The organism is Pigmentiphaga sp. NML030171, assembly GCF_002188635.1.
In the GTDB taxonomy this organism is placed as follows: domain Bacteria; phylum Pseudomonadota; class Gammaproteobacteria; order Burkholderiales; family Burkholderiaceae_B; genus Pigmentiphaga; species Pigmentiphaga daeguensis.
The window spans coordinates 1-13,319 of record NZ_NINX01000034.1; the positions used below are offsets into that span (position 1 = coordinate 1).

General features: G+C 67.1%; 10 protein-coding genes and 1 pseudogene. 6 read left to right on the plus strand and 5 right to left on the minus strand.

All coding sequences use genetic code 11. From position 1 onward, the window contains the following. The 3 genes and pseudogenes from CDO46_RS14090 to argA all read right to left on the minus strand — a co-directional run. Nucleotides 1-116 (minus strand): annotated as a pseudogene (locus CDO46_RS14090) (S-(hydroxymethyl)glutathione dehydrogenase); the annotation flags it as partial. A 136-nt stretch (nucleotides 117-252) separates the two neighbouring features. Next, entirely contained in the window at nucleotides 253-1,221 is a 969-nt protein-coding gene (locus tag CDO46_RS14095) for a tripartite tricarboxylate transporter substrate binding protein (protein WP_087839121.1), read from the minus strand. Between the two features lie 150 nt (nucleotides 1,222-1,371). Continuing rightward, nucleotides 1,372-2,724: an amino-acid N-acetyltransferase gene (gene argA, locus CDO46_RS14100; protein WP_087839122.1), complete on the minus strand. Its 1,353-nt coding sequence runs from the start codon at nucleotides 2,722-2,724 to the stop codon at nucleotides 1,372-1,374. Between argA and hrpA the strand changes: the two genes are divergently transcribed. Next, nucleotides 2,715-6,614: an ATP-dependent RNA helicase HrpA gene (hrpA, locus tag CDO46_RS14105; RefSeq protein WP_303395834.1), complete on the plus strand. Its 3,900-nt coding sequence runs from the start codon at nucleotides 2,715-2,717 to the stop codon at nucleotides 6,612-6,614. The two genes, argA and hrpA, sit on opposite strands and share 10 nt — an antisense overlap. A 3-nt stretch (nucleotides 6,615-6,617) precedes the next feature. Here hrpA and CDO46_RS14110 read toward each other — a convergent pair whose 3' ends face one another. After that, nucleotides 6,618-7,535 (minus strand): LysR family transcriptional regulator, encoded by a 918-nt coding sequence (locus CDO46_RS14110; protein WP_087839124.1) that lies wholly within the window; start codon nucleotides 7,533-7,535, stop codon nucleotides 6,618-6,620. 98 nt (nucleotides 7,536-7,633) lie between these two features. Here CDO46_RS14110 and CDO46_RS14115 point away from each other — a divergent pair, with 98 nt between their 5' ends. The 3 genes from CDO46_RS14115 to CDO46_RS14125 are packed head-to-tail and all read left to right on the plus strand — an operon-like array spanning nucleotide 7,634 to nucleotide 11,084. Next, the gene (locus tag CDO46_RS14115) at nucleotides 7,634-8,638 is read left to right on the plus strand and encodes a tripartite tricarboxylate transporter substrate binding protein (RefSeq protein ID WP_087839125.1); all 1,005 of its coding nucleotides are present in this window, start codon (nucleotides 7,634-7,636) and stop codon (nucleotides 8,636-8,638) included. Nucleotides 8,639-8,674: 36 nt separating this feature from the next. Then, nucleotides 8,675-9,952 (plus strand): Rieske 2Fe-2S domain-containing protein, encoded by a 1,278-nt coding sequence (locus CDO46_RS14120; RefSeq protein ID WP_087839126.1) that lies wholly within the window; start codon nucleotides 8,675-8,677, stop codon nucleotides 9,950-9,952. A 10-nt stretch (nucleotides 9,953-9,962) separates the two neighbouring features. After that, a complete protein-coding gene (locus tag CDO46_RS14125; protein ID WP_087839127.1) occupies nucleotides 9,963-11,084 on the plus strand; it encodes a zinc-binding dehydrogenase in 1,122 nt (373 codons plus the stop codon). Nucleotides 11,085-11,133: 49 nt separating this feature from the next. On the opposite strand, the gene CDO46_RS14130 is transcribed toward CDO46_RS14125, so the two are convergent. After that, the gene (locus CDO46_RS14130; RefSeq protein WP_087839128.1) at nucleotides 11,134-11,514 is read right to left on the minus strand and encodes a thioredoxin family protein; all 381 of its coding nucleotides are present in this window, start codon (nucleotides 11,512-11,514) and stop codon (nucleotides 11,134-11,136) included. An 85-nt stretch (nucleotides 11,515-11,599) separates the two neighbouring features. Here CDO46_RS14130 and CDO46_RS14135 point away from each other — a divergent pair, with 85 nt between their 5' ends. Together CDO46_RS14135 and CDO46_RS14140 are read left to right on the plus strand one after the other, a co-directional pair. Beyond that, nucleotides 11,600-12,379, plus strand: coding sequence for an EI24 domain-containing protein (locus CDO46_RS14135; RefSeq protein ID WP_087839129.1), 780 nt, complete (start codon nucleotides 11,600-11,602; stop codon nucleotides 12,377-12,379). Beyond that, entirely contained in the window at nucleotides 12,376-13,188 is an 813-nt protein-coding gene (locus CDO46_RS14140; RefSeq protein ID WP_087839130.1) for a molybdopterin-binding protein, read from the plus strand. The genes CDO46_RS14135 and CDO46_RS14140 overlap by 4 nt, the downstream gene beginning before the upstream one ends. The last annotated feature ends 131 nt before the right edge of the window (nucleotides 13,189-13,319 follow it).

A 13,319-nucleotide genomic window follows, 5' to 3' on the forward strand; every position in this document is an offset into this window, starting at 1 on the left:
ATGCCGGTGGCCTTGACTTCGATCAGCACCTCGCCGGCGCGCGGACCTTCCAGGTCCACTTCTTCGATGGTCAGGGGCGCGCCTGCCTTCCAGGCGATCGCGGCTTTGGTCTTCATGGGCTGCTCCTTTGGCGGCGTATGCGGCGGCAATATAGCCGCGCGTGCGCGGACAGCGGGCGCCCCGCCCCCAGGATGGCCGCCGGCCGCCGCAAATTGGCCGAAATGGGCTCCTCGGCCGTTTGCGGACGTCCGGTCAGTCGGCGCGGATGCCGAACTGGCCGATGATGCCGCCCAGCCGGCGATGGTCGGCCGCCACCAGTTCCTTGAGCCGGGCGGGAGGGCCTCCCACCGGTTCGGCCGCGAAGTGCTTCAGCGTCTCGACCACGTCCGGCATGCGCAGGATCTCGTTCAGGTGCCGGTTGAGCAGCGCCACCACGTGGTCGGGCGTGCCCTTGGGCGCGAAGAAGCCGTGCCAGGCGCCCACCACGACCTCGGGGTAGCCGGACTCGGCGATGGTGGGCACGGCGGGCAGGAAGGACGAGCGCGCCGGATCGGTGACGGCGAGCGCGGTGACCTTGCCTGCCTGCAGGTATTGCGCGACGGTGCCCAGGGTGACGTAGCCCAGCGGCACGTGCCCGCCTATGATCTGGGCCGCGACGTTGGCGCGGTAGGGCACGTGCTGGATGCCGATGCCGGCGGCGCGGTTCAGCCATTCGCCGGCGATGTGCATGGGGGAGCCCGGGCCGGGCGTGCCGAAGGACAGTTGCCGCCCGCCGCGCGCGGCGTCCACCACGTCGGCCAGGGTCTTGAAGCCGGTGGCGGGATTGGCCACCAGGATCAGCGGGCAGATCGACGTCTGGACGATGGGGGCGAAGTCGTTCAGCACGTCGTAGGTCAGGGCCTCGGGTTTCATGACCAGGGGTGCGGTGGCCACGGTGTTGGGCGCGAACAGCAAGGTGTGGCCGTCCGGCGCGGCCTGGCTGACGTAGCGGCTGCCTATGGTGCCGGCCGCGCCGGGGCGGTTCAGGACCACCACGGGTTGCTTGAGCCGGGCCGACAGCTTGGCCGCGTAAAGACGCGCCATGGCGTCCGTGTCGCCGGTGGGGGCGTAGGCCACCACCAGGGTAATGGCTCGCGAGGGATAGGTTTCCTGCGCGCCGGCGGTCCAGGCCGCGGCCATGGCCAGCGCCGCCGCGCCGAATTGCCTGCGATGCATGTCCATGCTTGCTCCTTGGCTTGCGGACGCCGGTACGCGGCGCGGGGTGGTTTCAGCCTAAGGTAATGCCGAGCATGAAATATGTAAATACATTAAATATCAGAGTTTGTTCTGATATCGGCGTTGTAAAAATGCATGTAAATGCATTCTTACGGGCTACAGCCGCTTGATGAACACCTGGCTGTTGCGGCTGCGGTCGTAGTGCGCCTGTTTGTCCTTGGGCAGGTCGGCCACGCTGCCCTGCGAGAAGCCGCGCTTGATGAACCAGTGCGCGGTGCGCGTGGTCAGTACGAACAGCCGCGTGATGCCCGCCGCCCGGGCACGGCTTTCGATGTGGCGCAGCAGCTTGTCGCCTTCGCCGGCGCCTTGCCACTGCGGATTGACCGTCAGCGCGGCCATCTCGGCCATTTTTTCCTCGGGATAGGTGTACAGCGCCGCACAGCCGTAGATGACGCCGTCGTGTTCGCTGACCGAGAATTTCTCGACGTCGCGCTCGATGCTGCCGCGGCCGCGGCGTACCAGCGTGCCGTCGACCTCGAGCGGCTCGATCAGGTGGAGGATCGCGCCCACGTCGTCGATGGTGGCGGGGCGCAGGTCGTCCAGCGTGTCTTCCACGACCATGGTGCCCACGCCGTCGTGGGTGAATACTTCCAGCAGCACGCCGCCGTCCAGGTCGTAGGGCACCAGGTGCGCGCGCGCCACGCCCAGCTTGACCGCCCGCGAAGCGTGCTTGAGCACCACGGCCGTGCCTGCGTCCAGGTCGCCCTGGGCGATCAGCGCGTCGGCGTCCTCGCGTGCCAGCTCGGTGTCGACGTTGCCTTCCTTGTCGTGGAGGACAGGGGCGTCGGTCAGGAAGATCAGCTTTTCGGCGCGCAGCGCCACCGCCACGGCGGTGCCGACGTCTTCCATGGACAGATTGAAGGCCTCGCCCGTGGGCGAGAAGCCCAGTGGCGACAGCAGCGCGATGGACCCCTGGCCCAGCGCCATGTTCAATGCCTCGGCGTCCACCTTGCGCACCTGGCCGGTGTGGCGGTAGTCGACGCCGTCGATGACGCCGACCGGCCGGGCGGTGATGAAGTTGCCCGAGATGACCCGGATATGGGAGTGGGACATGGGCGTATTGGGCAGGCCCTGGCTGAACGCCGCCTCGATGTCCAGGCGGATCTCGCCGGCCGCTTCCTTGGCGCATTCGAGCGCGGCCGTGTCGGTCATCTGCAGGCCGCGGCCGAACTGGAAGGGGATGCCCTTGAGCCGGAGCTGCTCGTTGACCTGGGGGCGCGAGCCGTGGACCAGCACCAGGCGTATGCCCAGGGCGCTGAGCAGCGAGAGGTCCTGGATCAGGACGTTCAGGGCGCCCGCCTGGACGAGTTCGCCGCCGAAAGCCACCACGAAGATCTTGCCGCGGAAGGCATGTACGTAGGGCGCCACTTCGCGGAACCACTGCACGAACCGGGCGTGCAGGTCGGAGGGGGCAGGATCGGGGTCGGGAGGTTGTGCGGCTGCGTTCATCCCAAAATTATAATGACGGGTTAATCCAAGTTCTTCTCATGGTCGCACAATCCCGCAAGAATGTGCCTTTGGCACGACGGCGCAACCCGGTTCCGCCCATTACCTACCCCGAAGACCTGCCCGTCAGCGGCCGGCGAGACGAGATCGCGCGCGCCCTGGCGGCGCACCAGGTCATCATCGTCAGCGGCGAGACCGGGTCGGGCAAGACCACCCAACTGCCCAAGATCTGCCTGGATGCCGGCCGCGGCGTGGCCGGCATGATCGGCCATACCCAGCCGCGGCGCCTGGCGGCGACCTCGGTGGCGCGCCGGATCGCCGAGGAGCTGGGCACGCCGCTGGGCGAGGTGGTGGGCTACCAGGTCCGTTTCAACGACCGCACGGCCCCGGGAGCCTCGGTCAAGCTCATGACCGACGGCATCCTGCTGGCCGAGTCGCAGCGCGATCCCTGGTTGCGCGCCTACGACACGCTCATCATCGACGAGGCGCACGAACGCAGCCTGAATATCGATTTCCTGCTGGGCTACCTGCGCCAGTTGCTGGCGCGGCGGCCCGATTTGAAACTGATCATTACGTCGGCAACCATAGACGCGGAGCGCTTCGCCCGGCATTTCAGCCTGCCCGGCCAGCCCGAGGTGCCCGTCATCAACGTCTCGGGACGCCTGTACCCGGTGGAGGTCCGCTACCGGCCGGTGGATACCCGCGGCATGCAGGCCAGCGACACCGACGAGCAGCCGGCCAGGAAAGCCGAACGGCCGCGCGAGAAGGAGAACCTGTCGCGCGACGAGGAACGCGACCTGATCGACGCCATCGTCGATGCCGTGGACGAGTGCGCCCGCCACGGCCCCGGCGACGTGCTGGTTTTCCTGCCCGGCGAGCGCGAGATCCGCGAGGCGGCCGAGGCCCTGCGCAAGCACCATCCGCCCGGTACCGAGGTGCTGCCGCTGTTCGCCCGGCTGTCGCAGGCCGAACAGGAGCGGGTCTTCCACCCCAAGGGCAGCGGCCGCCGCGTCGTCCTGGCCACCAACGTGGCCGAGACGTCGCTGACGGTGCCCGGCATACGCTTCGTGGTCGATACCGGCCTGGTCCGGATGAAGCGCTATTCGTGGCGCAACAAGGTCGAACAACTGCGCATCGAGCCGGTCAGCCAGGCTTCGGCCAACCAGCGGGCGGGCCGTTGCGGCCGTATCGGACCCGGCGTGTGCATCCGCCTGTACGAGGAGACCGACTACGCGGCGCGCCAGCCTTTCACCGACCCGGAGATCCTGCGCTCGTCGCTGGCCAGCGTCATCCTGCGCATGAAGTCCCTGAAGCTGGACGACATCGAGCAGTTCCCGTTCGTCGAGGCGCCGCCGGGGCGGGCCGTCGCCGACGGCTACCACCTCCTGCAGGAACTGGGCGCCATCGACGAGGACAACGCCTTGACGCCGGTGGGGCGCGAACTGGCGCGGCTGCCGGTCGACCCGCGCATCGGCCGCATGATCCTGGCCGCGCGCGACCAGTCCTGCCTGAGCGAGGTGCTGATCATCGCGGCGGCGCTGTCGGTGCAGGACCCGCGCGACCGCCCCATGGACGCGCAGGAGGCGGCCGACCAGGCCCATGCCAAGTTCGCCGACGAACGGTCCGAGTTCATGGCCTTCCTGAAGCTGTGGAAGTGGTTCAACGAAGCGGTCGAGCACAAGCAGTCGCAGCGCAAGCTGGTGGAGAACCTGCGCCAGAACTTCCTGTCGCCGGTGCGCATGCGTGAATGGCGCGACGTGCATTCGCAACTGGCGGCGGTGGTGGGCGAGCACGGCTGGCGCCTGAACCAGACCGAGGCCACGCTGGAGCAGATCCACCTGGCGCTGCTGTCCGGGCTGCTGGGCAACATCGGCTACAAGTCCGACGAAGAGGCCCAGTACCTGGGCGCGCGCGGCATACGCTTCTTCATCCATCCGGGCTCCCGCCTGGCGAAGAAGGCGGGGCGGTGGGTCGTGGCGGCCGAACTGGTCGAGACCTCGCGGCTGTTCGCGCGCTGTATCGCGCGCATCGACCCCACGTGGGTGGAGCGCGTGGGCGGCCACCTGCTGCGCAAGAACTGGTCCGATCCGCGTTGGGAAAAGAAGGAGGGGAGGGTGGTCGCCAACGAGCGCGCGACCCTCTACGGGCTGACCGTCTACGCCGGCCGCCGCGTCGATTATGGCCGCATCGATGCCCGCCAGGCGCGCGAGCTGTTCATCCGCGAGGCCCTGGTCACCGGCGAACTCGACAGCCGGCTGCCTTTCATCGCGCACAACCGCAAGCTGGTCGCCGAAATCGAGAAGCTCGAGCACAAGTCGCGCCGGCCCGACATCCTGGTCGACGAAGACCTGATCTACGCGTTCTACGACCGGCAGGTGCCGGCCGACGTGAACCGGGTGGTGACGCTGGAGAAATGGTACCAGGACGAGGCGCGCAAGCCCGGGGGCGACAAGCTGCTGTTCCTGTCGCGCGACGAACTGATGCGGCACGAGGCCGCGGGCGTCACGACTGAGGTGTTTCCCAAGAAGCTGTCGCTGCACGGCATCGACATGGCGCTCGATTATCACTTCGAGCCGGGCTCGCCGCGCGACGGGGTGACGCTGTCGGTACCGCTGTTCGCGCTGAACCAGCTCGATCCGGCACGCTGCGAGTGGCTGGTGCCGGGCATGCTGAAGGAGAAGGTCCATCTGCTGCTGAAGTCGCTGCCGCAGAAGCTGCGCCGGCACTGCGTGCCGCTGCCCGAATACGCGGCGGGTTTCTACGACCGCTGGTTCGAGCGGGCGCAGAAGCCGGACCGCGGGCTGGTCGAGGCGCTGGTCGCCGACGTGCGCGAGCAGACCACGGTGCAACTGGCGCCGTCGGATTTCAAGCAGGAGACGCTGCCGGCGCATTTGTCGATGAATTTCCGCGTGGTGGACGAGCACGGCCGCATGCTGGACATGAGCCGCAACCTGTCGCACCTGAAGGCGCAACTGGGGCGCGAGGCGCAGGCCACGTTCCAGCAGGTGGCCGCGCGCGACAAGGAGGTGGCGCAGGCGTTGGCACACGAGAACCTGACGGACTGGACCTTCGGGCCCCTGCCCGAGCTGATGGAGATCAGGCGCGGCGGCCTGTCGGTGATCGGCTATCCGGCGCTGGTGGATCGCGTCACGCACTGCGACCTGGACGTGTTCGACGATCCCGACGAGGCCGCGCGCCATCATCGCGCGGGGCTGTTGCGCCTGTTCCGGCTGCAGTTGAAGGAGCAGGTCAAGTTCCTGGAGAAGAACCTGACCGGCATGACGCAGATGAGCATGCTCTACATGCCGCTGGGCACGCAGGAGGAACTGCGCGACCAGATCGTGGATGCGGCGCTGGCGCAGGCCTGCCTGGCGGATCCCTGGCCGGCGGACGCGGAGTCATTCGCGCAGCGGCGCGCCGAGGGCAAGGGCAGGGTAGGACTGTTGGCGCAGGAAATCGCGCGCCTGGTGGCGGCGGTGCTGACCGAATGGGCCGCCGCGCAGCGCAAGCTGCCGCAGGCCAAGCCGCATGCCGCGGCCCATGCGGACATGGAGCAGCAGATGCGCGGACTGATGGGGAAGTGGTTCGTGCGCGATACGCCGTTCTCGCAGTTGTCGCATTTCCCGCGGTATTTCAAGGCGGTCCAGGCGCGCATCGACAAGCTGCGCGCGGATCCGGCGCGCGATGCGCGCCTGCTGGCGGACCTGAACCAGTTGCTGGCGCCCTATCAGCGGGCGCGGGCGGCGCGCAAGGGCGTGCCGGACGCGAAGTTGGACGAGTTCCGGTGGATGCTGGAGGAATTGCGGGTGGCGTTGTTCGCGCAGGAGTTGAGGACGCCCATGCCGGTTTCGGTCAAGCGCTTGCAGAAGCTGTGGGAGTCCGTGACGCGATAGGCGTCAGAGGCGTATGTAGGCGCGGATGAAGTCGGCGAAGGTCTGGGCGGCAGGGGAGAGCGACCGCTGGCGGTGACGCAGCAGCGAGATCGGACGCACGATGGTCTGCTGTTCGAACAGCCGCATGTCGACGTTTTCGTATTTCTCGACGATGGGGCGGGTGTGGCCGGGGATAAGCGCCACGCCCAGCCCGGCATCGACCAGGCCGATGGCGGTCCAGACGAACGAGACCTCGTAGGCGGGCTTGAGGCGCACGTTCGCCAATGCCGCGTGGTAGTCGACGAAATGACGGGTGGGGTTCTGCGCCTGTAGCGCGATATAGGGATGGGTGGTGACGTCCGCCCAGGATACGCGTCGCCGCTTGGTCCAGCCGTAGGTGCGGGGATGGATCAGGGCCAGGTGGTCGGTCAGGAAGGGCTCCTCTTCGACGAACGGCGACTCCGAAGGCGGGACGCTGAGCGCCAGGTCCGCTTCGCCGTCGGCGACCAGGTCCACGATCCCGCTGCCTACGCTATCCCGCAGGATCACGGTGATGTGGGGGTGGCGCGCCGTGAACGCGCCGATCACGCGCGGCAACAGCAGCGACGATAGTACCGGCGAGCAGGCGAATCTCACTCGTCCCCGGCGACGCGCCACCAGGTCGCGCGAACCGCTTATCGCCGCGCCCAGGTCCTGCAGTACGCGCGCCGCGGTCGGCTGCAGTTCCTCGCCCGCGTCGGTCAGCCTTACCGTGCGGGTCGTGCGGTCGAACAGCTTGAGTTCCAGTTCCGATTCCAATTCCCGCACCAGCTGGCTGACGGCCGATTGCGAGAGGCTGAGCCGCGCGGCCGCCTCGGTGAAGCTCCTGGCTTCGGCCACGCAGACGAAGGCGCGCAGTTGCTTGAGAGAGAGATTGCCCAGCGACGGATGAACATTGCTCATTAGGCCACCTACTTAATCGATCAAAATAAATTGTTGGGATAATCAATAGGCCTGGAGTGTAATCGTCGCCACTACAACGAGAGTGGACGGAGACAACGATGGCACTGGCGATATCCGCTGACTTGAAGAGGCGTTCGAGGCGCCGCTCACTGGTGGCCTGGCTGTCCTGTTGCATGTTGCTGCCGCCGGTCGCGCTGGCGGCGGGCTATCCGCAACACATGGTCAAGATCATCATTCCTGCCTCGGCCGGCACAACGGGCGATCTGATCGCGCGCCTGATGGCGCCCAAGTTGGCGCAGCGCTGGGGGGTGCCGGTGGTGGTCGACAACAAGGTCGGCGCAGGCGGTTCCATAGGCATGGACTTCGTCGCGAAGGAGTTGCCCGACGGCCATACCTTGCTGATGTCGATCACCGCCTTCAGCACGCTGGCGGCCGTGCGCTCGAACCTGCCCTACGATCCCGCCACCGCCTTCGCGCCCGTGGCCTTGGTAGGCAAGAGCCCGCTGGCGCTGATCGTGAGCAATGACGTGCCGGCCGCGAGCGTGGGCGAATTCCTGGGCTACCTGAGGAAACTGCCCCCCGGCAAATTCAACTACGCCTCGCCGGGTGTGGGCAGCGTGCACCACCTGACCATGGAACTGTTCCAGCAGGAGAACGGCGTCAAGATGACGCACGTCCCGTACAGGGCCACCAGCAGCGTGCTGAACGACCTGGCAGCCGGCCAGGTGCAGGCCAGTTTCGTCGTGCTGCAGACGGCGGCCTCGCTGGTACGGTCGGGAAAAATGCGCATGCTGGCGGTGGTCGCTGATGATCGCGTCCCCCAGTTTCCGAATGTGCCGACGTTGAGCGAGCTGGGTATGAAGAAGATGGTGCTCGAGACGTGGGTGGGCGTGCATGCCCCGGCGGGCACGCCGCCGGCGATCATCGACAAGGTCAATGCCGACGTCAACGACCTGCTCCGGCTACCCGACGTGCAGGCGGCGTTCGATCAGATGGGCGTGGCGAGCGTGGGAGGCTCGCCCGCGATCCTGAACGACTGGGTACGGCGCGAGATCGCGACCTGGCGCGATGTGGCGGCACGAGCCGGCCTGGCGCTCGACTGAGCATCGCCCGGACTTTCAATTTCTGACGAAGACGACATGGTTACGAAAGCACAAAACACGCAACTGGTGCAGACCGGCCCCGGCACGCCCATGGGCAGCCTGTTCCGCCGTTATTGGATCCCGGCCTTGCTGTCCGAGGAGCTGCGCGAGCCCGACGGGCCGCCGGTGCGCGTCAAGCTCTTGTCCGAGAATCTGCTGGCATTCCGCGACACGCAGGGGCGGGTGGCGCTGATCGACGAGTTCTGCGCGCACCGGCGGGTCTCGCTATGGTTCGGTCGCATCGAAATGGACGGCATTCGCTGCCCTTATCACGGCTGGAAATACGACTTCCGGGGCCAGTGCACGGAAGTACCGTCGGAGCCCGCCGGCAGCCATTTCAGCAAGAGCGTGAAGCTGACTTCCTATCCCTGCGTGGAGCGGGGGGGAGTGGTGTGGACCTATATGGGGCCGCCGGAGCTGCAGCCGGCATTCCCGGAGTTCGAATGGGCGATGGTGCCCGACTCGCATCGCTACGTCTGCAAGCGGATACAGGAAAACAATTACCTGCAGGCGATGGAGGGGGGCATCGATTCCAGCCACGTTTCGTTCCTGCATAGCGGCGAACTGCATACCGATCCGCTGCACAAGGGGACGAAAGGAGCACAGTACCAGCAGGACACGGCCCCCAAGCTCGAGGTCATGGAGTCCGATGGCGGGCTGGTCATCGGTGCGCGCCGCCGTGCCGACGAGGGCCATAGCTACTGGCGGGTGACCCAGTGGATCATGCCGTGGTACACGATGATTCCGCCGTATGGCGACCATGCCTTGCATGGCCATGCCTGGGTGCCGATGGACGACGAGAATTGCTATGCCTGGAGCATGACCCACCATCCTTCCCGGGCGCTGAAGCCGGAGGAACTGGAGGCCATGCAGAACGGGCAGGGGATCTATGCCGAGCTGATTCCGGGCACCTATCGCACGGTGGCGAACAAGCGAAACGATTATCTGATCGACCGCGAAGCCCAGAAGAAGGGAACGCTGTACAGCGGGGTCAGGGGCATCGCCATGCAGGATGCGTCGCTGCAGGAAAGCATGGGTCCCATCGTCGACCGGAGCCTGGAGCGGCTGGCGGCTACCGACATCGCCATCGTCAGGGCACGCCGGCGTCTGCTGGCGGCGGCCAGCAACCTGGGTACGGACGCGCCGTTGCCCGGGCTGGACCCGGCCACGCACAGGGTGCGCTCGGCCTCGTTCGTGCTGCCGGAGGACGTGCCGCTGGAACAAGTGCTGAAGGATGCGACGGCCAAGACCGATACCGAACACACCTCCATCTAGGATGCACGCGATGTCTGAAACCATTTGCGCCGCTGTCGCCCTGGACGGCAAGCAGACCGAGGTCCGGATGTTTCCCCGTCCCGACATCCCGGTGGACGGCGGCCTGCTGGAAGTGGAGATGACCGGTGTCTGCGGAAGCGACTGGCCCTATTTCCTGAACTATCCCAAGAGCAAGGGGCCGCTGATCCTGGGCCACGAGACGGTGGGCCGCGTTTCGGCGCTGGGGGCATCGGCCGCCGCCCGGTGGGGCCTGAAGGAAGGTGACCGGGTGGCCCTGGAGGAATACCTGCCTTGCGGCCATTGCGACTACTGCCGGACCGGGAATTTCCGGCTGTGCGATGCCACGGATTCGTTGCTGGGCAGCGGCATCCGGTACGGCTCGACGCCCATTTCCGTCGCGCCGTCCCTCTGGGGCGGCTATGGGCAGTACCAGTTCCTGCACCCCAATTCGGTGTTTCACCGAGTGCCGGACGCCATGTCGGCAACGCTGGCAACGCTGGCGCTGCCGTTGGGCAATGGCTTCGAATGGGTGCATTTCCAGGGGGAAGCGAGGCTGGGGCAGGTGGTGCTCATCCAGGGGCCGGGGCAGCAGGGGCTGGCCTGCGTGGTGGCGGCGCGCGAGGCCGGGGTCGGCTGCATCATCGTGACGGGCCTGGGCGCCGATCGCCACAGGCTGGCGCTGGCGCGCGAACTGGGTGCGCATCACACCATCGATATCGAAGCGCACGACCTGCTGGAATCGGTGGCCGAGATGACCGGTGGATTGATGGCGGACCTGGTCATCGATTGCGCTTCGGGCGGACCGGACACCATCGTGGCGGCAATCCAGCTGGCGCGCAAGAACGGCAGGGTGCTGCTGGGAGGGCGCAAGGGGCAACCCGTGCCCCGGTTCGACAGCGACATGCTGTTCCGCAAGTGCCTGACGGTCAAGGGGGTGCGCGGCCACAGCTACCAGGCCGTGGAACTCGCGCTGGCAACCATCGCGTCGGGCCGCTATCCGCTGCACAAGCTGTGTACGCACGTGTTCGGCCTGGACCGCGTCGATGTCGCGCTGCGCACCGTGGGCGGGGAAGCCGGCACGGCCGCCATCCACTGCTGCGTCGACCCCTGGGGGCAGGGCCGGCCGGCGTGACCGGAGCCGGGAATGTCGCCGTCGCCCGCCCATCGCGGGCGACGTCATTTCAGGTCAGCGCCCGGCGCAACTCCGGCGCTCCCGGCAGGTTGGGTGGGGGGCTGTCCGTCTGGAGGCTTTCCAGCAGGCGTTCCAGGTGGCCGATGTGCGGCAGCATGGGGCCGTAGAACAGGGTCTGGGTACCGTTCTGGATCAGCAGGGTGGGGAAGTCCTCGATGTCTTCGTCGTCGAGAAGGTCGGGATGTTCCTCGACGTCCACCCACAGGAAGACGTGGTCCTTGAAGCGGCCCGACAGTTCCTCGAACTTGGGCAGGTATTCGCGGCACGTGCCGCACCACGCCGCGCACAGGCATGCCACCAGTATGGTCTGCGGATCGTCGAGGCGCCGCGAGAGATCGCTGGCGCCGGTGTCGGGAAGATAGACGGCCATGATGCGAGGGAAGTAGGGATCCGGTAGCCATTATGCCTGCGCCATGCGTCATACTTGCAACCATGGCTGAATTCCCGGAGATCCGATGACTTCCTCTCCTGTCGAACGCGGTGATCCCAGCGCCGGCCTGCAAGGCGTGGGGCTGGCCTTCGGGCGCGCGGTGGTGTCGCAGTTCCGTGGGCCCATGCTGCTGGCGCTGTTGTTGCCCTTCCTGGTCGCGCTGGTGGGCGCCGTCGTGTTGATCTGGCTGTTCTGGACGCCGCTGACCGAGTGGCTGCAGGGCACGCTGTTCTCGTTGCCGCTGATGGGGCAGATCGACGGCATGCTGGTCGCGATCGGCATCGCGTCGCTGAAGCTGTGGCTGATTCCGGTCGTGGCGACGCTGATCCTGTTGCCGTTGTCGGGCATCTTGGGGCTGGTCGTTGCGGCGGTGCTGATCATGCCGCTGGTGCTGCGCAACCTGGAGCAGAACGACTATCCAGGCCTGCAGCGGCGTGGCCGCCATGCCACGGTGGCCAGCGTCTGGAACGCGGTGTGGGTGACCACGCTGTTCGTGCTGGGGTGGCTGTTCACCATGCCGCTGTGGCTGCTGCCGCCGCTGGCGGTGCTGCTGCCCATCGCGTGGTGGGCCTTTGCCTTCACCCGCATGCTGCGGCTCGACGCCATGATCGAGCATGCCTCGCCGGAAGAACGGCGCATCCTGATGGCGCGGCATAATCGCGGCTTCTGGACGCTGGGGCTGATCTGCTCGCTGCTGAACCTGCTGCCGCCGGCCTGGTTCCTGCTGCCGGTGTTTTCCGCGCTCCTGTTCTCGCACTTCGCACTCGAGGCGCTGCGCCGCTTGCGCAGCGAAACCACGCCATGAACGACACTGCCGTTTCCCATCGCCGCATCGGCCTGATCATCATCGGCGACGAGATCCTTTCGGGCCGTCGCCAGGACAAGCATTTTTCCAAGATCGTGGAACTGCTGGGCGCGCGCGGCCTGCGGCTGTCGTGGGCGGAATTCCTGGGCGACGATCGCGAGGTCCTGGTCGCCGCGCTGCGGCGCAGTTTCGCGAGCGGCGACGTGGTGTTCTCGTGTGGCGGCATAGGCGCCACGCCCGACGACCACACCCGCCAGGCGGCCGCGGCCGCGCTGGGCCTGCCGCTGGCGCTGCACGACGAGGCCCGCGAGCTGATCACGCAGCGCTGCGCGGAAACGGCCGCGCAGGGCTCGGGCACGGCCGACATGACGGCGCCGGACAACCTGCGGCGCCTGCAGATGGGCGAGTTCCCGGTGGGCAGCGAGATCGTGCCCAATCCATACAATAAGATCCCGGGGTTCTTCATCCGCGACCACACTTTCGTGCCGGGTTTTCCGGTCATGGCGTGGCCGATGATCGAATGGACGCTGGACCACCGCTACGCGGGGCTGCACCACGCCGTGCCGCACGTGGAGCACTCGTTCATGGTGTTCGAACTGGCCGAGTCCAGCATCGCCCCCGTGATGGAGGCCATCGAGCGCCGCTGGCCGGGCGTGAAAGTGTTCAGCCTGCCCAGCATGGGCGAGGGCAAGCGGCGCCACATCGAACTAGGCGTCAAGGGCGATCCCGACAGCGCCGCCGAAGCCCTGGCGATGCTACGCGACGAAGCCCGCCGCCTGGGCGGCGTCTTCGGCGCCGCATCAACCTAAAAAAGAAAAGCGGAGAACGAACACCGTTCTTCGCTTTTTTACCCAGGGCACAGCGGATCCGGCTCCGCCGGTCCGCCAGTGCCGCTCCCTACGGGGCCCGGTGCCGGGCCGCCCCAAGGCGGGCCCCGGCC

What these genes read in the sequence shown, in the direction of transcription:
- CDO46_RS14095 (WP_087839121.1), bottom strand. Translation starts at nt 1,221, where the DNA reads ATGGACATGCATCGCAGGCAATTCGGCGCGGCGGCGCTGGCCATGGCC.
- argA (WP_087839122.1), bottom strand. Translation starts at nt 2,724, where the DNA reads ATGAACGCAGCCGCACAACCTCCCGACCCCGATCCTGCCCCCTCCGAC.
- CDO46_RS14110 (WP_087839124.1), bottom strand. Translation starts at nt 7,535, where the DNA reads ATGAGCAATGTTCATCCGTCGCTGGGCAATCTCTCTCTCAAGCAACTG.
- CDO46_RS14115 (WP_087839125.1), top strand. Translation starts at nt 7,634, where the DNA reads ATGGCACTGGCGATATCCGCTGACTTGAAGAGGCGTTCGAGGCGCCGC.
- CDO46_RS14120 (WP_087839126.1), top strand. Translation starts at nt 8,675, where the DNA reads ATGGTTACGAAAGCACAAAACACGCAACTGGTGCAGACCGGCCCCGGC.
- CDO46_RS14125 (WP_087839127.1), top strand. Translation starts at nt 9,963, where the DNA reads ATGTCTGAAACCATTTGCGCCGCTGTCGCCCTGGACGGCAAGCAGACC.
- CDO46_RS14130 (WP_087839128.1), bottom strand. Translation starts at nt 11,514, where the DNA reads ATGGCCGTCTATCTTCCCGACACCGGCGCCAGCGATCTCTCGCGGCGC.
- CDO46_RS14135 (WP_087839129.1), top strand. Translation starts at nt 11,600, where the DNA reads ATGACTTCCTCTCCTGTCGAACGCGGTGATCCCAGCGCCGGCCTGCAA.
- CDO46_RS14140 (WP_087839130.1), top strand. Translation starts at nt 12,376, where the DNA reads ATGAACGACACTGCCGTTTCCCATCGCCGCATCGGCCTGATCATCATC.